The sequence below is a fragment of the Actinomadura meridiana genome (assembly GCF_039537545.1).
Lineage (GTDB): Bacteria > Actinomycetota > Actinomycetes > Streptosporangiales > Streptosporangiaceae > Spirillospora > Spirillospora meridiana.
In genome coordinates, this window is sequence record NZ_BAABAS010000012.1 from 13,805 (window position 1) to 33,394 (window position 19,590).

Genomic DNA, 19,590 nt, shown 5'->3' on the forward strand with positions numbered 1-19,590 from the left:
CCCTGTCGATGGAACTCGGCGGCAAGTTGCCCGTCGTGGTGTTCGCCCTGAACGGGGAGCGCTGCACCGCCGGGTCCCGCGTGCTTGCCATCGGGCGGCGGGTACACGATCGAGCCGCGAACGTCGACTACGCGCGGAGAGCGACTCAGTCTCGGGCCAGGTCGGGTTTATGGTTACGAGGACATGTCTGCGAGCGCCCGCAAGCTCGCCGAGAGCTCGTTGGCGGTTCGCAGGGCCAGGCTCAGGCTTGACCGCCGCAGGCACTGGGTAGGTAGGCGGTAGCGCTGCGTGTTAGCCTGGTGGGGAACACAATCCGCTTATCGGCTTCTCGCTCGTGGACGACCTGGGTTTTTGCAGGTCAGTACAGCGCTTGGACGTTGTGACCTGAAAAGCGGAAGGTCGGCGGTTCGACCCCGCCCCTGCCCACGTCTTTGACCAGCCAAAAGGCCCGGAACCAATCTCGGTTCCGGGCCTTTTGACGACAGTCCTGACGACAACGTCCCTATCCGAGGGCATCCCCCAGCTTCCGAAGGGCCGTGCGCTTGTCGTCGGGGGCCGCGTGTGCGTAGATCGTCATCGTCACCTCAATGTCGCTGTGTCCGACGATCTCTCGCACGATGTGCGGCGGCACGCCGAGGTCCAGGAGCAGCGAGACGCAGGTGTGCCGCATGTCGTGCAGTCGCATCGAGCCGAGGCCCGCAGCGGCACGGATACGGCCCCAGCTACGGCGGAGGTTGTCCGGCTCCATGGAAGTGCCGAGGCGGGATGGGAAGACGAGCCCATGATCCTTCCAACGCGGCCAAGCGTCGGCCCGTTCGGCGTCCTGCTTCACGCGGTGCTCGCAGAGCGCCGTGACGCACAGGTCCGGCAGCGGGATGGTTCGCGTTGAGTCGTTGGTCTTGGGCGGCACGAACCGTAGTTCACCGGCGACCCGTTGGAGGGTCTGCACCACCTCAAGCTTGGCGTCTTGAATGCCAGTCTCGGCGCAGCGCGTGCACGGGTCGCCGTCGGGGGTGCCGCCCTCACCCCCGCAGGCACGGCACGGTGTCAAGGTGATGTCCTCCCAGCGCAGCCCGAGCAGTTCCCCGCGCCGAAGGCCGAGGGTCAGCGCCAGGACATAGAGCGCGTAGAGTCGCTCGTCCTGCGCCGCCTTGAGGACGGCCCGCGCCTGGTCGACCGTGAGGCCCCGGTTCACCTTGTACGTGGGCGTGGTGACCGTAACGAGCCGGGCGACGTTCCGCGTGAGGATCTCTTCACGCACGGCCGATTGCAGCGCGTTGCGGAGCACGGCCAGGACGAACTGAACCATGCGCACCGAGAGTCGGGAGTTACAGCACTCACCGCACTTGAGGCCGCAACAGCGCGGCTTGTCCCGACTGGCGTCCCACCCGTGACGGCAGCACTGGCACGACGTGCGGACGGTGGTGATGAACGCCCGGACGTCGCGGGCCGTCAGCTTGCCGAGCCGCTTCTCACGGCTCAGGTGGTTGAGCGAGTTCGAACCAGGGGGCTGCGCCGCCCCATGGACCCCCGCGAGACGAGTACCCGGAACGTCCTGCGTCTGTGCGATCGACCGCCAAAGTAGCGCCAGAAGGTCGAGGCGAACCTTCCAGCGCAGGTCAAGAGCACAGGCGGCGGGCCATCAGCCAGGGTGGTCAAGGGTCATCAACGGTCACTCGCGGTACGGTGCGACACGAGGTCAGCGGCACCAGTAGGCAAGATCGGAACTATTCCCAGGCTGACAGCGCGGGTTTGGTCGGGGCGTACTGCTGTACAGCAGCGGAGTACCGCAACAGCAACTCACAGCGGTTTACGTGATCACACGTCGGCGCACGCTGGAACTGCGGCGGAGAGTGGTGGCATGCGGGGCGCCATTGGTCCGCCTCTAGGTGGTCGCGAGGGAACCGTCATCTTCCTTGACGCGGCCAGTCCCGTCCTCTGAGGCGAAGCCGCTGCTCAGGCTGAACCACTGCAGGTTGGGCACGATGCGCCTTTGCCGCGCTGCTGAGCTTCGGCAAGCGTGACCTCCTCAGGCTCAAACACCTCGTAGCCCAGGGTGACCGCCGCCTTGTGCGCACCAGTGATGCCTGAGCAGTCGGGGCGTGCATGGCAACGGTCGCCTTGTGCGGTGATGTAGAGAGTCTCACTCATCGACGATCTCTCCCGGAAGCTAGTGCGCACCTTCGCGCCCACCTACGAACCATCCTCAGCCCGGCCGTCCGCACGGCGCGACGTTACGTGCGATTATCGCTCACAAGCGGCGTCCAGCGCCGCCGAGCGGGGCATTGCGAACGACATAGGCGGCTCCGAAGCCATGGTCAGCGGCCCCAAGGCTGACGACAGTTCCGACGACAACGGCCCCAAACACAGGGCACCAGCGACAGCCTCTGGGCACCCGCTACTTTTGAAAGGGAAGGTCGGCGGTTTGACCCCGTCCCTGTCTACGTTCACACCTCTGGCCAGCTAAAACAGGGTCAGAGGTGTTCTCGTTTCCGATATCAAAGCCGCCTCATGTGGGTGTACGGCGCTCGAACGCAAGCGCCTAGCGATTTCGAGTGGTCCAGGGACGACAGCGCGTCCCACCAACTTCTCTGGCCGCCCCGTTCGTCAGCTTCTGTGACCGGCGCCTGCCAGCACCGGCGAACCTCGCTCCCACACGCTCACTGGCAGAAGAGCGCGTCCCGAGTCGCTGGGGGCGAGATATTCGGTGGTTCTAATCGGTCGGCGGTGGTGAAGTGAAAAGGCGGTGCAATTGGCGGCCGATGCTGGTCCCCGTCCGTCGCTACGCACACCTGGCCGCAGTTCGGGGTGGCATTGTACGGATGGACGCCTCAACCGGCCCGGCCATCATTCTCCGGTCGGCCGCCGGCCGGCGTGATAGCGCTCCACGACTTCCGCTCGCGCACCTTCCGTCCAGTCGCTACCGGACGGACGAACTCTTGCCGTGGGCACCAGGGATCGATGGCACCAGGACGGCCCCCACCGCAACGCGATCATCCACAATTGGGCGAGGCCCCGGAGGGGCCCAACGATGACCACGGAGACCGCCGCGCCAGCCGGGATCACCATCCCGGTTCGTTGTCGTTGCCCTCGACTCAGATGCGCGCCCGACAGCATCACGGGTCTCGTTTCCCTCGAACGGTGAGATCACCGAGTCGGCCCAAGACTGCCCTACCGGTGAACATGGCTCCAAGTCGACATCACTCAAGCGGTTGTACGTCGCTCGGGCAGCCACCGCCTTTCGCTCATCCAGTCCAACTTGCTCGGACGCATCCCCCGCCGAGATCGTCGGCTCGGCGCTGGAGAAGAGCGCGCCGGGGAGCTGTCAGGTCTCCGGCGGTGGGACGTCGAGGATCGCGGCGGCCACCGTGTCGACGTACCAGCGTTGGAAGTGCTCGGGTGACCAGTGGCGTTGGCGTACGAGCCAGTCGTAGTTGGTGGCGTCCATGGCGAGCCAGAGGACGTCGGTGGCGCTCTCGACATCGTGGTCAGGTCGCAGGGCGCCGGTGGCGGCGAGGTCGGCGGCGAACATGGCCATACCCCGTCGGCGTTCCTCGGCGTTCTTGCGCCAGATCGCCGCCGCCTCGGGGTCGGCGGTGGCGGCGCCGGCCAGGGCGATCATCACCTCAGCCTGGCGGGCGTGGGTCTGGTGCAGGTGCCGGGCGTAGCGGGCCAGCTTGTCGCGGGGGTCGGTGAGTGCGCGGATCTCGGCGACGAACGGTCTGTCGGGCAACGCGGTCGGCTCGTCGTCACCGGCGATGGTGACGTCAACGAGCTGGGACAGCAGGTTGCGCTTGCTGCCGAACACCGCGTAAACGGTCTGCACCGCGACCTCGGCTTCGGCCGCGACCGCGGTGAGCGGAGTGGCGGCGTAGCCGGGATCGACGAACAGCCTGCCCGCCGCGTCCAGGATGGCCCGGCGGGTCTGGCGGGCCAGTTCCTGACGCCGCGCGGACTCGTAGCGCCTCTTGACAGCCATTGGCAGAGTGTAGTCCTCTATTGGATAGATGCTTGCTCTATCAAAAGAGGTTCGGCATGCCGTTTGGGGTACTGCAAGAGATGCCCGGAGTGAGCGAGGGCGAGTATCGGCTGGTGGAGAAGCACTTGGGACCGGATCGGCCGCCCGGGTTGCTCGCCCACGTCGCCGGTCCCGCCCCCGACGGCTGGAGGGTCATCAATATCTGGGAGAGCGAGGACGCGTTCCGCCGCTTCCAGTCCGAGCGGCTGATCCGCGCGGCCGGCCTCGCGGCACAACAGGAGGGGTTCGACCCTGGCAAGGCCGCCGGCTTCCGGTCGGTGACCGTCGATGGCGCTGAACTCCCGTTCTGATGGCCGACACCGAGTCCCTCCGGGCCCGCAATCTCGCATTCTGGACGCAGACCGCGCCCGGCTGGATCCGGCAAGCCGACCGCCACGACCGCCTCGGCGGGCCGCTGGGCGCGGCGGCGCTGCACCGGCTGCGGCCACGTGCCAGTGAGCGGATCCTCGATGTCGGCAGCGGTTGCGGGGGCACCGCCGCCGAACTGGCGGCGGCGGTCGCACCGAACGGTCAGGCGGTCGGCGTGGATCTGGCCGAGTCGATGGTGGCGGCCGCCCGTCGGCGGTTCCCACCGGACCGGTATCCCGGGCTGCGGTTCATCACCGCCGATATCGAGACGGCCGACATCGTGCCAGGCGCGCCGTTCGACGCGGCGTACTCCCGCATGGCACTGATGCTGCTGGCCGATCCGGTCGCCGGTTGCACCACGATCCGGCGGTCGCTGCGCCCACGTGCCCGGCTGGCCGCGACCGTCTTCCGTGACGGCACGGCCAACCCGTGGCTTGTGATGACTGTGCTCGCCGCCGCGCCACACCTCGAAGCCCTACCGCCATTGCCGCTGGGTGAGGAACCGGGCCCGTTCGCCTTCGCGCGACCAGCGCGAATCCAGCGCGTCCTCACCGCCGCCGGATTCGAAGGCATCAGCGTCCAGCCACGCGACGTCACCCTGACAGTCTCCGACGACCCCGACGCGGTGGCCGAATGGCTCATCGAGATAGGGCCCGCGAGCGCGGCGTACCGCGCCGCCCCTCCGGCTCAGCGGGCCGCCGCCAGAACGGCGACCGCCGGGCTCCTCGCTCGGTTCCACGACCCCCGGGACCGCTCCGGAGCCACCTACCGGCTTCCGGCTGGACTCTGGCTGATCACCGCGACAACACCCTGATGATCAATCCCACCGGCTGCGCGTCGGCCGCCCGCGAGATCCGCGGCAGCGTGCACCGGGGCCTCCACACGGTGCGGCCGGGGGCACGCCTACGGCAGGTTCCACACCTTGCTTGACCTCCACCTGCCTCGCCCCACAGCTGACCTGTGGCCGTCGCCTCTTCAGGACTGGTCCGATCATGCTCGGACTCGGCCTCGCCGGATCCTCCGATCCGTCCGTGGTGTCCCCGGGACTTGGAGCGCGCGACCGTCCAACGACTTGCGCTGTGGGATGGTCGCCCGGCGGCGAACGGTGGCGTGATCACCCTCTAATATCTCCTCTTCCGATCGTCCGCGTACGACGCGCAGGCTCTCCGGCCGGTCCCCATTTACATGCGGTAGTGAAAATAGCCTAAATGACGTGAAGCGAAAGCGCCCCTGGATGGCGCTTGTGTGAAACGGTCATGCGGATGCTAGTGGACACTGGGGAGTTTGCGATCAACGCGTGGTGCAATAGTTACCATGCTCCCTTTAGCGCCCTCGAAAAGTGATGGTGGTGCGCTCCGGAATCGATATTCGCGGCCTTAAGGAGTGTGTGGGTGGAGGTGGACGTTGGTGTCGTAGGCGAAGAACGCTGGGGCTACGGGAAGGAATCGCCGAATGACCGGCGGGAGGTCTGCGGGGACTTCGGCGAGCAGATCGGCTGCTGTTTGCTCGAACTTGTTCGCGACCTGCCCCCCCCTGCATGCCGCATGCTGTTCTGGGCCACCCGGGCGTGCGTCAGTGAATTAGTGACGTGCTTGCTCGGGCCGGGACTGGTCAGATTCGTAGCGAAGGGCTGGCCGATGAAGGGCGAGGCTGTGACTGCCGAGCCCCCAGCCTCCGGCGAAACCTGAACCCTGCACAGGGTGGGTTGTTACTTTTGAAAAGCGGAAGGTCGGCGGCCACGCCATGCGCGCCACCGCCCCGTAAGGGATCAGTCGGGTCGCACCGGATCCCGGCCCTGCGCCCATCTGCGCAGCCTCCACCGATAGACCGGTCCGGTCGCGAACCGGAAAGTTGCCCTGTCCTCGTCCACGACCAGCCGCAGCCGCCTGATGGTCGGAGAGCCATCAGTCGAGCGCAGCCGAAGACGGAGCAGCGGACATAGGAGATTCGGCCCGGCCGCAAAACCGCGACCGGCACGGTCCCAGCCCAGAGGTTGTCCAGGCTGCTTCTCTCAATCCATCCATAATCCAGGGCTTCCGCCGTCAGCACTCCTTGCCGAACGTTGCAGCCATCACGGAAGCGCGTCCACAACCCATTGAAGCACTTCCGCCCACACGGCCCACCAACCAAGTCACGTTGTACGGCCGGAGCACTAGCTGCTGCGGAATCTCGTCCCAGATGGCGATGGTCGGTCTAGCCGCAAACCCCATACAACCAATAGTTCCGTGGCCGGGGTACCTGGCCCAACGCGCGCGTTCGCGACGCTGGGGTTGTTGTGTTGTGGGATTCGGTGTCTTCCGGCCTCCCTCGGTGAGAAGTTAATCGAGGGGGAGCCAGAGCCGACTGGAACGGTAGGGTTTGCCGTTCGGCAGGGACATGCCCCACAGTAGGACAGCGAGTCGGGAACCACGGGCCCAGCACCTATACGATCTCCACGAGCGACATCCGCTAACCTGATGCCGTCGTACCCGGAGCATGCGCGGAGCGAATCACAGGATAAACGGAGCGGTCAGTTCCCGCGACTCGTCCGACATTAGCTGGAGCAAGGAATCCGACAACAACACAAGAACACCCTGGAAATGTAGTATCGTCACGAAATAATCTGCGGGAGTGCTTCAAGTAGTCCCGCTGCGACGATACCTCCGCACGTACCTTCGAGGATCGCGCGGATTGAACGGACGCTTTCAGCGATGACATGCCACTTGGGCTTTGGGGACTTGACCTGAGCCCGGATCGTTTCCGCCTCTGCCCGCATCTCGCTGTAGTCTTCACCGCTCAGCCCGAGCTGATGAGCCTCGGAATCCAGTCGCGTCAGGAAGGCGGTTATCTGACTGAGGTCGGGCCTCTCTGGCCCCCGAATGTCCTGGCGAGTGTTGGAACCCGCTTGCTGTACTGGGTTGTGATTTCCAACGATGGTAACGTTGTTGCTCCCGGTCACATTCACTGCGCCTCCTGGTGGATGGCGAAGATACTCATCCAATTTTGCCCAGAGTCGGACAACATTCCGCCTGTTTCTGCCTTGGTCGAATACTGTTGAACGCGGTCGGGAGATGCTTTCGATCCGCACCGAACCGTCGGAGTGCACCTTCAGAGAGATATCTTCACCGAACGTACTCTCGAACTGCTTTCGGAAAACGCCTAGAAGCACAGCTGCTCCGATGCCGGTGTCATCGAACTGCTCAACCGAGGAAACGGTCGCTCGTACAGTCCCTCGTTGTCGGTCGAGTGAAACCACGGTGTACCCACACGGTTGGATGGCGTCGGCGCATGCCTGAAAGATTCGGTCCCTATCCGCGGAATAGGAGCGCGAATCAATATATCTTGCCGTCACTGTGATCTCATCGAAGTTAGGAGTGATGAACGGAGCCGTCTGTCGGGATCGCCGGGGACCACTTCAAGGTGATCAGCAAAATCTCAGGCGGGCTGCTGTTAACGCTTGGCAGCCTGCGAGCGCGCCGCGCGCCAAGGTGGGTCGGTGCTTGTGACTTCCACCAGGTTACCGTCACAAAGCGCGTCCCATGGGGCATGTGCGAAAGTCTGCCCGATCACCGTTTCGCGTCGTGTTCTAGATCATCGGCCCAAAATGGACCCTCTACGACGTCTACCTGCGGTGTAGGCGGAGCAGACTTGACGTGAAGGCCCGGAACATGATCGTTGACCGAACGAGACGCCAGCGGCCGGAGAGCCGGGTACTCACGGGAGGGTGCGCAAGCCACCCTCCGGAACCATCTGTGGGCAGTAGCGGGGCACGGCAGGCGTTGCCGACTCGCTGCGCCCGGTCACCGGGACGTCCCCACCGCAGTTTCGCAGCCCGAACCTATGCGGGCTCGCTCGAACGCCTTTCGCCTATCGCATACCCAAGTCTTTGGTGACAGCTCGGCGAACCGAACTCCACGCCTGCCACGGTTCACACAAGTAGCGGATGCCGACACAGCAAAGCCCACTCTGGAGCGCTCGGCGGCATGAGCGGACACGGTGCGTGGGTCACTCGGCGGCAACATTCATGAATCAAGTGGTTTGAAAGGCTACGGTCGTTTGATGACCTGGTTGTCCGATACCCGGAACGTCTACGACGCCCTTGCGGTCGGCTATGCCGACGAGACCCGTGACCTGCTGGAGAGGCTGCTTCACGTTCGCGCGGGGGTTGTGCTGTTCGCCGATCTGGTCCGCGCGATCGATGGCGGGCCCGTCGCCGACGTGGGCTGCGGGCCCGGGCACACCACCGCGCTGCTGCGGGAGCTGGGCGCGGACGCGTCCGGCATCGACCTGTCACCCGCGATGATCGAGATCGCCCGCCGCGAGCACCCCGGCGCGCGGTTCGAGGTCGGTTCGATGACCGACCTACAGCTCGCCGACGGCTCTCTGGCCGGTGTGCTCGCGTGGTGGTCGCTGATCTACATCCCGGACGAGGCGGTGCCGGGCGTGCTCGGACAGTTCCACCGGGTCCTGCGGCCGGGCGGCGTACTGGCCGTAGGTTTCCACGTCGGTGACGAGTCAAAGATCGAGACCAGTGGTGACGGCGACCAGACCGTGCATGCGTATGTGCACTACCGCCAACCGTCCCGCGTGGCCGACTGGGTCCGGGAGGCGGGCTTCACCGTAGAGGCGCAGCATCTGCTGAGCCCGGACGAGCCGAAGCCGGGGGCGATCCTGTTCGCCCGCCGCCCCGCGGCATCGCCCCGGTGACCCCGTCAGCCGGTTCCGGCGAGGACGATCAGCCTGGGGCCCATCGGGTTCGGTGAAGTCCTTGGTGAGAACGCCGTGGCTGGCGCGGTTGCGGAGTACAGCTTGTCCCATGATTGTGGAGACCGAGGCGAGCGAAACGTTGAACTGGCTCTGGCCGCCGGGCCGATTCAGGTAGATCACCAGCTGCCGTGCCACGGGCAGCGCGACGTCCTGCCTGTGGTCGTCGGCGACCAGCGCGAGCGCCAAGTTTAGGCGCGCGCTCAGTTCGGCGTCCGTCCGCACGTTGCCGTCGCGGATGTAGATCGAGTCGGCGCCACCGCGGTGTCGGGTGCTCGGCGGCGAGTTGGTCGGCGGTGGACCAGTGCGTTGTAGCCAGCCCCCGAGCGTCCGGTTCGTGGCAGAGTGGCGGGATGCCTGGCGCGCGGTACGGGATGGATGCGCCCTACGGGTTCGGCTTCGTGGGCTTAGTCGTGTTGGGGTTCTGGGTGACCGGGCTGGTGATGGCGGTCACCGCCAGTCTGACCGCCGCGCTGCCCGCGCTGGTCTCCGGCACCCTGCTGGCGGGATGCCTGGCCCTGAGCCTGCACGCCACGCTGCGCGGCAAGTTCCTGGTCTGGCGGGACGTGCTGGACGAGCTGGACCTGCGTGGCGACGAACAGCTGCTCGACCTCGGCTGCGGACGCGGCGCCGTCCTGTTGGCCGCCGCCCGGCACCTCCCGCAGGGCCGGGCGGTCGGCGTGGACCTGTGGCGCGGACGGGACCAGTCCGGCAACACCCCGGCGGCGACTCTGCGCAACGCCCGCGCCGAAGGCGTCGCCGACCGCGTTCACGTGCAAGGGGGCGACCTCCGCAGACTTCCGTACGCCGAGGCAAGCTTCGACCTGGTCGTGTCCAGTCTGACGGTGCACACCATCTTCGGCGCGGACGCCCGCGCCCAAGCGATCGCCGAGGCGTACCGGGTGCTGCGGCCGGGCGGCCGCCTGCTGATCGCCGACCTGGCGCGGACCCCCCGCGAGTACGCTGCGGTGCTGGCCCGACTGAACGCCCAGGACATCCGCGTGCGCGACCTCGGCTGGCGCGCGTGGTGGGGCAGTCCGTGGGTCCCGACCCGCCTGCTCACCGCCCGCAAACCGGCCACCCCCTGAACACACCCGGACGCTCTGGATGAGGCCTTCGCGCCGACGGCGGACAACATCGAGCCGCGGGTGATCAACTTCGGGCGAAGGGCGACCCGATCAGGGAAACCTCGTGAACGACGAAACAGGTCGCAAGGGTCACGAGCCCTCCGAGGCTCGCTGGCGGTTCGCAGGACCACACGATGGTTCCACCGTCAGGCTTGACCGCCGCGGACGTCGGGTACGTCGCACGGCTACTTGAGCCTGGAGAGCTCTGGCGGGTTCCGGCACGGCCCGCGCGACGTGGACGCCTCCTGGGCCACGACGGTGGACGTCCTCGACAGCGCCCTCCGGCACTGGCCTCTGCGCTGACGAGGGTGGTGTGAATTCGGTGACCACCGGTAATGCGAATATTGCTCGAAATCGAAAGGACCGTTCCCGGCGGACCGCATTCGGTCGCGAGAATGGCGGCGCCGTCCCTCCGGGCTGGGTGGATACAAGTCGCACGGGTCCACAAGTGGACACTATGGGCGCTCATCAGTGAAACCGCCTATTGCGCATTCTCCTTTGAGGATTGAGCATTCGGTGCGGTGCCGCCCCGGAAACGCCGGGGACCACCCGGACGAGGAGGATCTTCATGCGACGTCTGATGATCAGGGTCACGCTCATGGTGGCCGCCCTTGGACTGCTTGGCTCCGTCACGACCGTCGGCGCGTCCGCCGCCACTACGGACCGCTTCATACTGGTGACTGAGGCGAATTCGCCTTTCGGTAAGGGAACCGTCGGCTGTTGCACCATTACGTCCGATGCCAACGGCAAGCTCGTGTCTGCCGAGCTCAGCTACCGTGGCGGTGACTACGGGATGCTCCGTGCGCGGGCGGACGTGGCTGACGCGTGGGAGAAGTTCGAGTTGTCCGTGTCCGATTCGACATGGACGATCAAGTCGAACGCCAACCAGAAATTCGTGTCGGCCGAGCTCAACTACGGTGGCGGTGACTACGGGATGCTCCGTGCGCGGGCGGACGTGGCCGACGCGTGGGAGAAGTTCGACCTGTACTACAACGAGGCCCAGAACCTGTACGCGTTCAAGTCGCAGGCCAACGGCAAGTTCGTGTCGGCCGAGCTCAGCTACGGTGGTGGCGACTACGGAATGCTCCGCGCACGCGCGACCGAGATCCAGGCCTGGGAGACGTTCCGGCTGGGCAGCTTCTGAGTTCATCCGTACGGCGATGACCTCAACGTTTCCGGGACAGCGCTCTTTCGTGGGCGGAGCTGTCCCGGAAACGTCATAGCGCCGAGGCCATAAGCATCATCCGGAACCACAGGAAGCTCGGCACGCCGGCTGGACGGCAGGCGAGCGGGGCCAGGCCGTGCGGGGCGGCCCGCTCCACGACCTGCCGCCACCGCGCCCCCGCCTCCGCCCAGGCGGACCTGGTCCGGGGGTTCACTTCGACGCCGTTCATCCGTCCGGTGTTGATCAGCACGGCGCCGTCCGCCAACACCGAAGAGCTGTGGCCGGTGGCCATCACGCTGACGGCCCGGCCCTGTGCCACCGCCATCCGCTCGGCGGCGGCCACGTCCTGCTCGCCGACCACGCCGACCACGCCGACCACGCACGCCGGACACGACTCCACAGCCCGGTTGAGCCAGGGGCATTCCCGCTTGCCGACAGCGTCGTTACAGTCCGACGGAGGCCTCCTGCGCCACGTCCTCCGCGCTGGCGTGGTCACCCACCAGCAGCAGTGCTGCTCCGCCAAGACGACTCGCCTGCTCACGGTGAAATTCGGCTATCGCATCACTCCCACCTTCCACTGCCTTTGATCCGCCCGGAGCATCACTCGTACGCATCGCCGCCTCACCTCCTCATCGACGTCAACCCACCCTTACTGACGCGCCAGCCCTGAAAATGTTGAGCACCGCATGTCATTCGTCGACGCAGCCGTCGATCAGGCACTGGACCCAGGTGTCAGTGAGGCTCTCGTCGACCGAGAGGAAGTCGGCGAGCTCGTCCGAGTGTTTCGTGGCCTGTGCTTTCAATAGGGGTGCGTCTTCGGTGGAAGCGGAGCACAGAGTACGGCTTCAGGAGTCCCGTGCACGCTACGGACTTCGCGAACTGTCCAGTCCTGTTGCTCTTTGCCGATGGTGAGGACGCCGTGCAGCATCCGAAAGGACAGGTTCACCACTACCTATTCGACTGATACGACGGCTTGTGTTTGTCGCAGGTGGCTTCGTGCACTACACCATGGGCCGCTCTGGAGCTACGACAAACGTTCCCCAGCCTCACCACGTGCACGGAACGCAGTGGCTCTGGGCAGCTCGCTGAACGCCTTCGCTCTCGGCCTGTCCAAGCAGCACGAGCCGGGTGCCCGGGACCCTGGAGGTGTCGGAGCGGCTAGCGAATCAGACCGCTGTAACCCCCTGTCATACCCCTTGGTGGACACGATCGTCCTATGCCAATCCTCTGAGGGGACAGCATGCGGAAAAGAACGATTCCTTTCCTGGCACTGGCCGCCGCGGGCCTGCTTCTGGCGAATACCGCCGCAGCGGACGCGAGCGCTTCGATCTTCCGGGTGGTGCCCAGCGTTGACACCTCCACGACGCCGGTCTCCAACGACCTCCTGTCCTCGACGGCGAGCGTTACGCCGCAGGACGGGTGGGCGGTCGGTTTCGTCTCGAACCCCGACACCACCGAACACACCCTGGCGGAGCACTGGAATGGAACGCGCTGGTCGGCGACGCCATCCCCGGACGGCACGTCGGGAAGTCAGCTCGCCGCCGTCGCGGCCGTGTCGTCGAAGGACGTCTGGGCGGTCGGCCTCCAGAACTCCAACCTGTCCATCGAGGCGAACACCACGCTGATCGAGCACTGGAACGGCACCGCGTGGTCGATCGTGCCGAGCCCGAACGCGGGGACGGACGGTGACCAGCTGACCGGCGTCGCCGCGGTGTCGACCAACGACGTGTGGGCGACTGGCCATTTCTCGACCCCCACCCAGATCCTTCCGCTGTTCGAGCACTGGAACGGCACGGCGTGGAGCGTCGTTTCAGTGCCGGACGTACCGAACGGAGTGAACTTCGTAAGGGCGATCTCGGCGGTGTCCACGAACGACGTATGGGCCGTCGGCTCCACCGTCGACTCACACAGTGGCAACACCGACGAACTGATCCTGCACTGGAACGGCACCCAGTGGTCCGTCCTGCCGACCCTGCCCATCGGGCAGACCTCTCTGGGAGCGGTGCACGCCGTGTCCTCCAACGACGTCTGGGCCGTGGGCACGTCACTCGGTGACAACGGCGGAGGCTCGCGCAATCTCGCACTGCACTGGAACGGCACGGCGTGGAGCAAGGTGCCGGTGCCGAACGTCGGCAACAGCGTCAACCCCAATTTCCTCAGCGGCGTCACCGCGCTGTCCTCGCATGACGTGTGGGCAGTGGGCGCGGCCACCGGTGGTGCCGACGGCGTCAACCAGTCGCTGATCGAGCACTGGAACGGTAGCGCCTGGAGCATCGTGCCCAGCCCGCGCAACCCGAACGGCTCGAACTCCACCACGCTGGGCGGGGTCGCCGCGATCGCGCCTGGCAACGTCACGGCGGTCGGCACCTGGAACAGCGTGCAGCAGGGCAATCCCGGACTGCGCACCCTCGTCGTCACGAAGTCGCGCGGCTGAGGATCCGCACCACGACAAGTGATCATGCCACTCCGGAAGACGTACTCCGCCCACAGGGTTCACCCTGCCTGCAACGGGCCCGAATGGGGACGGCAGAGTCCGGAGAACGACGACTCCCGGAGTGGTACTGATCGTGGCGAGAGCGTTGTCGACGGCATTGAAGCCCGCATCTCGCGATGACGTCCAGCCAAAGGAGCGATCTGGCCCTGACACCCGAGAGGACCAGGGGCAGCGCGACCCCATCACCTGCCGCTCGCGAAATCAACGCGCTCCTGCCAAGAGGCGGCCGAGGAACCGCGTGAGTCAGGCCTTGGCGCGCTGCTGCTTGAGGCGGAGGTCCTCTTTGCGGACTTCGGCTTGGACGGCCTGCTCGCGTTCCAGCCAGTCGGGGTTCTCGGCTTTCAGGTTCTCGATCTCGGCTGTGGTGAGGGGGCCCGTGATGCCGGCGCGGGCCAGACCTGAGGCGGAGACGCGGAGCTTGGCAGCGACGACCTGGCGGGGGTGAGGGCCTTCGCGGCGCAGGTCGGCGAGCCACGAGGGCGGGTCGGCCTGGAGCGCGTTCAATTCGTTTCGGGAGACGGGGCCTTCCTGAAACTCGGCGGGCGCTGCTGACAGCAGGATTCCCAGCTTCTTGGCCGCGGTCGCGGGTTTCATGGTCTGCGGCGTCTTCGCCTTGGACGTGCTCATGATCTCAAGGTTAGCCAGTGAGAAGGAGCCACCTGGGCGTGGCTAGGCTGAAGAAGTGACCAATGGTGAGTTCCGGCTGGCCTACGTGCCAGGCGTGACGCCCGGGAAGTGGGCCGGTGTGTGGGCCGAGCGGGTGCGGGAGGTGCCACTTCGGCTGGTGCAGATGCCTGCCGCCGAGGTCGTCCCCCTGTTGCGGGACGGTGGTGTGGACGCGGCGTTCGTACGCCTGCCCATCGACCGCGCGGCCCTTCATGTGATCCCGCTGTACCTGGAGACGACCGTGGTGGTGGTGCCGAAGGATCACGCCGTGGCCGCGATGGAGGAGTTGGAGCTCGCCGATCTCGTCGACGAGGACGTGTTCGAACCGCTCGACGACGTCTTGGCCTGGGGTGACCGCCCCGGGCAGCTCGCCTTCACCCGTCCCGAGAACACCGCTGTCGCGATCGAGCTGGTGGCGTCGGGGACCGGCGTCCTGCTGCTCCCGCAGTCTTTGGCCCGCCTCCACCACCGCAAAGACCTCACCTTCCGCACCGTGACCGACGCTCCTCAGTCCCAGATCGGTCTGGCCTGGCTCGAGGCTGAGACGACCGACCTCATGGAGGAACTGATCGGCATCGTCCGCGGCCGCACCCCCAACAGTTCCCGTGGCCGCAAACCGCAACAGCAGCCCACCGCTAAGAAGCCACCGCAGAAGCGCTCCACCCCCAAGCGTCGCCGCCAAACGCGCCGCCGGACGTGAAGAGGACCATGCCTGGCGACAAACGCGCGAGCGCTGCGTCCGCATCCCGAGGCCGTCCGCTGTCCGGCCGTTGCATCCGCTTCACCACCTAGGACGCATCGCTCCTGCACGGTAGCGAGGGTAAGTCGGCCGTCGGCGGGTGTGTCGCGGCTTGGTGTGTTTGTGCGTCCGCTCGACCGACGAGGTGATGCTGGAGTGGGCTGGTCGCGCGGAGGTGGGAAGACGCCCATACATGAGCGAGTTCGCGACCATGCGTGTGACCGTGAGCCTGGGGGGCTTGGTCTCCGGAGACGGTGCTGGAGACCTCTCGTTTCCGGGGCGGGGGCTCGGCTTGATCGTCGAAAGCCTGCCGGGGCTGACGGCGGGCGCCAGGGGTGGTCGCAGGGGGCTGGGCTGGTCTTGGTGCGGGGTGGTCGATGTGCGCGGGGTGGCTGGGTGGTTGGTTTGATCTGGAATCTCGTGTGCGCTGGCATGGTTGGTGTTGGTGTGAAGAGGATCGGTTTTCTTTCGTTCGGGCACTGGAGTGACGGCGCGGGTTCGCGGGTCCGGTCGGCGGCGGACGCGCTGGTGCAGTCGGTTGATCTTGCTGTGGCCGCGGAGGAGCTCGGCGCTGACGGCGCCTATTTCCGGGTTCATCATTTCGCCAGGCAGCTGGCTTCTCCACTTCCGCTGCTGTCGGCGATCGCCGCGAGGACCTCACGCATCGAGATCGGCACCGGCGTGATCGACATGCGTTACGAGAACCCGATGTACTTCGCCGAGAATGCCGGGGCCGCCGATCTGATCTCCGGTGGGCGGCTGCAACTGGGCATCAGCCGGGGATCACCCGAACAGGTCGTGGACGGGTGGCGATACTTCGGGTACGAGCCGTCCGAAGGCGACACCGATGCCGACATGGCGCGCAAGCACACCGAGGTTCTGCTCACCGTGCTGGAGGGCAGAGGTTTCGCTGAGCCGAATCCGCGCCCGATGTTTCCGAATCCACCCGGGCTGCTGCGGATCGAGCCGCATTCCGAAGGGCTGCGCGACCGTATCTGGTGGGGTTCTGGCTCCAACGCCACCAGCGTGTGGGCGGCCGAGCGGGGCATGAACCTGCAAAGCTCCACGCTCAAGGACGATGAGACCGGCGAGCCGCTGCACGTCCAGCAACGCAAGCAGATCCAGGCCTACCGGCAGGCGTGGAAGGACGCTGGACACCATCGCGAGCCGCGCGTGTCGGTCAGCCGCAGCATCTTCGCGCTGACCAGCGACCTGGACCGCGCCTATTTCGGCCGCAACGCCGACTCGGCCGACCAGATCGGAATGATCGACGAGAAGACCAGAGCGGTCTTCGGACGCTCCTACGCGGCCGAACCGGACGTACTGGTCAAGCAGCTCGCCAACGACGAGGCCATCCAAGCCGCGGACACACTACTGCTCACAGTCCCTAACCAGCTCGGCGTGGACTACAACGCACACGTCATAGAGAGCATCCTGACCCACGTGGCACCCGAACTCGGCTGGCGCTGAGGCCGAAGTCGGATCCGGGTCGGTCACGGGCTTCTTGAATAGGTGGCTGCTGAGTTGAGGAGCGGCATCGGTTTGCCGGTGAGTGCGGTGGTGAGGGGTGCTTCGCCGGGTGTCATGGCTTGGCCGAGGCAGCGCCAGTAGGCGATGACGATGGCCTGGTCGTCGTCGAAGGGTGATGTTTGAGGGGTCTCTGCGTGGGTTCTTGTGGTGGGGGGTTAGGGGGCTAGGCCGGCGTCGCGGGCGCGGAGGATTGCTTCGGCGCGGTTGGCGACCTGGAGTTTGGCGAACACGCTCTCGTCGTCCTCGTGCATGGTCAGCACCAGGACCCCGGTCTCGGGGCGCGCCGCGAGGATCCGGCGGGTGGCGTCCACGCCGCCGAGGCGCGGCATCCGCAGGTCCATGACCACGACGTCCGGGCGCAGGCGTCCTGCCATCTCGACCGCGACCGTCCCGTCCGGTGCGGTTCCCACGACCTCGACTTCGCCGGTGGACTCCAGCATCAGTCGAAGCCCGTCTCGGTACACCGGGTGGTCGTCGGCGAGCAGTACCCGCGGTGTCACGGCGCGCTCCTCGCGAGTGGGAGCGGATCCTGCCCGGTGGGCGGGCGTGGTCCGAATGGTAGGACGGCGTGGACGCGTGTTCCGCCGCTGGGCCGGGCCGACACTGTGCAGTGTCCGCCGAGTTCCTCGGCCCGCTCGCGCATTCCGATCAGGCCGACGCCGATGAGTGCGTCCGGTGGGACGCCGTGGCCGTTGTCGGTGACCTCTACCTCCAGTGTGTCCTCGGATGCTGTCAGCTGGACGTCGCAGTGTGTGGCTTCGGCGTGCCGTGAGACGTTTGCCAGGGCCTCGGCCACGATTCGGTATGCCGCTTCCTCGGCCGCTGCCGGGAGCGTTGTGAGTTCGCCCGCGCAGTGCAGTCGCACCCGTAGCGTCCGGCCCTGGAAGCGTTCCATGAGTTGTTCTACCGCTCCGGTCAGTCCGAACTGGTCCAGGGACGGGGGCCGCAGGTCGTGTACGAGCCGCCGGACGTCCGACAGCACCGCCGACAGGTCCGTGCGCACCGAGTCCAGGGTCGCGTCGGCGGCGGCCCCGTCCCGTCGCGCGAGGTTGCGGGCCGCTTCGATCTTCAGTGCCGCCGCGGCGAGCGATGGGCCCAGACCGTCGTGCAGGTCGCGGCGCAGTCGGCGCCGTTCCTCGGCGATTCCCGTCACGAGTTGCTCCCGGCTGCGCTGAAGTTCCTCGGTCAGCGCCGTGGCCCGCGCGGCGGCGGCCGCCTGCCGCACCACGTCCGCGAGGAGGCGCTGGTCCGCCGCCGGGAGTCGCGATCCCGTCCGCGGCACCAACGCCAGTCGTCCGATCGCCGCGCCCCGGTATTTGAACGGCAGCACGACCACGTCTTCGCGTGCTGTGCCGTGTTCGACCACGACGGTCCGGCCGTCGGCGCGGTCCAGTTCCACCCGTACGTATGGCGACCGGAACGACTCCGCCACGACGCGCGCCACCTCCAGGAGGAGTTCGTCCGGGCCCATGGAACGCTCCAGTCGACGGGCCAGCGCGGACACCACGTCGTAGGGCTCCGCGCGTCCCGTCAGCACCCGGTTCACCCACCGTTGCAGCCGCAGCCGCAGCGGCGCGTACAGGACGGCGACCACGCCCGCGCCCGTCACGGCGGCGAGCGGCTCGTCGATGAACGTCCCCGCGAGGACGAACACCGTCACGTCGATGCCGATCACGGCCGCCGCCAGCCCCGCGTACAGCAGCGTCCAGCCGAGCAGCAGATCGACGTCGTAGAGCCGGTACCGGGCGACCGCGACCAGCACCGCCACCGCGATCGCCGCGTGCATGAGGACCAGGGAGACGTCCCCGATCCACCAGTTCACCGACGGCGGCGCCATCTCGGTCAGCGCCAACCCCGAGGCGATGAGGACGACGTTGGCCGCCAGCGCCAGCAGCATCCACCGCAGTTGCGCCCGCCGCACCCCGTCCGACCGGCGGAACCGCACCGTGAACGCGGCGATCGACACCCCGAAGGACGCGAGGAAGCCCACCCAGAACATCCACCCCGACACCGGCCAGATCGCGTGGGGCAACGGCGGCGTCAGCGGGTCCAGCGGGACGTCCCGCATGCCCGGCGCGAGCGGCTCGCCCCGCGAGAACACCTCCCACGGCACCATCAGCAGCGCCAGGACTCCGGTGGCCTGCGCGATGATCGCCGCCGCCACCGGCCAGCGCCACCGCCGCGAGGGGAGCCGCCCGTCCGGGAAGAACATCAGCGTCAGCGGGACGATCATGTTGATCATCGGGCCGAACCGGGCGCCCGCGTACACCGTGAACGCCGTCAGCGGCAGGTCACCGCCGTGCTCCAGCACCGACAGCGACGCGTACGCCGCGGTGATCCCGTCCACGACGGCGATGGCCCCGCCCGCCAGCATCAGCCACGTCAGCGGATGCCGCGGCAGCCGCGTCGCGAGGACGCCGCCCGCGACCGCCACCGGCAGCCCCGAGCACGCCGACCCCCAATGCGGCCAGGCCAGGGGATCCGGCGGCCGGCCCGCGCCGGACAGCAGGACGTCCAGCCAGACGGTCACGGCGGTCGCCACCGCGCACAGCACGGCGATCGCGATGGCGGGCGGCCTCAGGAACCGCTCGCCCCGAGGCGCCGGGCGGGCGCTCCTCATCAGGCCAGCTTCGCCCGTACGGCGTCCCGCCTACCTGGGGCCGGTGTCCTCGCAGGTCGGGACAGGGGTCACCACCAGAAGAGGCGTGGACCGGGGCGCCCCCGTGGGCCCTGTCACTG

Annotated in this window: 16 protein-coding genes; 8 read left to right on the plus strand and 8 right to left on the minus strand. The window is 67.0% G+C overall.

Features of this window, described 5'->3' with window-relative positions; translation table 11 throughout:
• Positions 1–502: 502 nt before the first annotated feature.
• The 3 genes from ABD808_RS20470 to ABD808_RS20480 form a co-directional block, all read right to left on the minus strand.
• Entirely contained in the window at positions 503–1,309 is an 807-nt protein-coding gene (locus ABD808_RS20470) for a tyrosine-type recombinase/integrase (protein ID WP_344899028.1), read from the minus strand.
• A gap of 647 nt (positions 1,310–1,956) precedes the next feature.
• Positions 1,957–2,151: a hypothetical protein gene (locus ABD808_RS20475; RefSeq protein ID WP_344899030.1), complete on the minus strand. Its 195-nt coding sequence runs from the start codon at positions 2,149–2,151 to the stop codon at positions 1,957–1,959.
• Between the two features lie 1,174 nt (positions 2,152–3,325).
• Positions 3,326–3,979 carry a TetR/AcrR family transcriptional regulator gene (locus ABD808_RS20480; protein WP_344899032.1) on the minus strand — a complete coding sequence of 218 codons (654 nt, stop codon included), beginning with the start codon at positions 3,977–3,979 and terminating at the stop codon, positions 3,326–3,328.
• Positions 3,980–4,068: 89 nt separating this feature from the next.
• Here ABD808_RS20480 and ABD808_RS20485 point away from each other — a divergent pair, with 89 nt between their 5' ends.
• Both ABD808_RS20485 and ABD808_RS20490 read left to right on the plus strand, forming a co-directional pair.
• Positions 4,069–4,329 carry a hypothetical protein gene (locus ABD808_RS20485; RefSeq protein WP_344899034.1) on the plus strand — a complete coding sequence of 87 codons (261 nt, stop codon included), beginning with the start codon at positions 4,069–4,071 and terminating at the stop codon, positions 4,327–4,329.
• The gene (locus ABD808_RS20490; RefSeq protein WP_344899036.1) at positions 4,329–5,201 is read left to right on the plus strand and encodes a class I SAM-dependent methyltransferase; all 873 of its coding nucleotides are present in this window, start codon (positions 4,329–4,331) and stop codon (positions 5,199–5,201) included. Before ABD808_RS20485 ends, ABD808_RS20490 begins: the two co-directional genes overlap by 1 nt.
• 1,776 nt (positions 5,202–6,977) lie before the next feature.
• Here the strand turns inward: ABD808_RS20490 and ABD808_RS20495 are convergent.
• The gene (locus ABD808_RS20495) at positions 6,978–7,331 is read right to left on the minus strand and encodes a hypothetical protein (RefSeq protein ID WP_344899038.1); all 354 of its coding nucleotides are present in this window, start codon (positions 7,329–7,331) and stop codon (positions 6,978–6,980) included.
• Between the two features lie 1,094 nt (positions 7,332–8,425).
• On the opposite strand from ABD808_RS20495, the gene ABD808_RS20500 reads away from it, so the two are divergent.
• The 3 genes from ABD808_RS20500 (at position 8,426) to ABD808_RS20510 (ending at position 11,401) form a co-directional block, all read left to right on the plus strand.
• Positions 8,426–9,073, plus strand: a complete 648-nt coding sequence (locus tag ABD808_RS20500; protein WP_344899040.1) for a class I SAM-dependent DNA methyltransferase — start codon at positions 8,426–8,428, stop codon at positions 9,071–9,073.
• Between the two features lie 410 nt (positions 9,074–9,483).
• Positions 9,484–10,218, plus strand: coding sequence for a class I SAM-dependent methyltransferase (locus ABD808_RS20505; protein ID WP_344899042.1), 735 nt, complete (start codon positions 9,484–9,486; stop codon positions 10,216–10,218).
• Between the two features lie 607 nt (positions 10,219–10,825).
• A complete protein-coding gene (locus ABD808_RS20510; RefSeq protein ID WP_344899044.1) occupies positions 10,826–11,401 on the plus strand; it encodes a fascin domain-containing protein in 576 nt (191 codons plus the stop codon).
• 73 nt (positions 11,402–11,474) lie between these two features.
• Here ABD808_RS20510 and ABD808_RS20515 read toward each other — a convergent pair whose 3' ends face one another.
• Positions 11,475–11,801, minus strand: a complete 327-nt coding sequence (locus ABD808_RS20515) for an FAD-binding protein (protein ID WP_344899046.1) — start codon at positions 11,799–11,801, stop codon at positions 11,475–11,477.
• 861 nt (positions 11,802–12,662) lie between these two features.
• Between ABD808_RS20515 and ABD808_RS20520 the strand changes: the two genes are divergently transcribed.
• Positions 12,663–13,856: a hypothetical protein gene (locus ABD808_RS20520; protein WP_344899048.1), complete on the plus strand. Its 1,194-nt coding sequence runs from the start codon at positions 12,663–12,665 to the stop codon at positions 13,854–13,856.
• A gap of 303 nt (positions 13,857–14,159) precedes the next feature.
• Here the strand turns inward: ABD808_RS20520 and ABD808_RS20525 are convergent, their stop codons facing one another.
• Entirely contained in the window at positions 14,160–14,543 is a 384-nt protein-coding gene (locus tag ABD808_RS20525; protein ID WP_344899049.1) for a DUF5997 family protein, read from the minus strand.
• A 55-nt stretch (positions 14,544–14,598) separates the two neighbouring features.
• Here ABD808_RS20525 and ABD808_RS20530 point away from each other — a divergent pair, with 55 nt between their 5' ends.
• Together ABD808_RS20530 and ABD808_RS20535 are read left to right on the plus strand one after the other, a co-directional pair.
• The gene (locus ABD808_RS20530; RefSeq protein ID WP_344899051.1) at positions 14,599–15,282 is read left to right on the plus strand and encodes a LysR family substrate-binding domain-containing protein; all 684 of its coding nucleotides are present in this window, start codon (positions 14,599–14,601) and stop codon (positions 15,280–15,282) included.
• A gap of 402 nt (positions 15,283–15,684) precedes the next feature.
• Positions 15,685–16,791 carry an LLM class flavin-dependent oxidoreductase gene (locus tag ABD808_RS20535; RefSeq protein ID WP_425548953.1) on the plus strand — a complete coding sequence of 369 codons (1,107 nt, stop codon included), beginning with the start codon at positions 15,685–15,687 and terminating at the stop codon, positions 16,789–16,791.
• 215 nt (positions 16,792–17,006) lie between these two features.
• On the opposite strand, the gene ABD808_RS20540 is transcribed toward ABD808_RS20535, so the two are convergent.
• Together ABD808_RS20540 and ABD808_RS20545 are read right to left on the minus strand one after the other, a co-directional pair.
• Positions 17,007–17,351 carry a response regulator gene (locus ABD808_RS20540; protein WP_344899053.1) on the minus strand — a complete coding sequence of 115 codons (345 nt, stop codon included), beginning with the start codon at positions 17,349–17,351 and terminating at the stop codon, positions 17,007–17,009.
• On the minus strand, positions 17,348–19,471 hold the full coding sequence (locus ABD808_RS20545) for a sensor histidine kinase (RefSeq protein WP_344899055.1): 2,124 nt from the start codon (positions 19,469–19,471) through the stop codon (positions 17,348–17,350). The genes ABD808_RS20540 and ABD808_RS20545 overlap by 4 nt, the downstream gene beginning before the upstream one ends.
• Positions 19,472–19,590 lie beyond the last annotated feature (119 nt).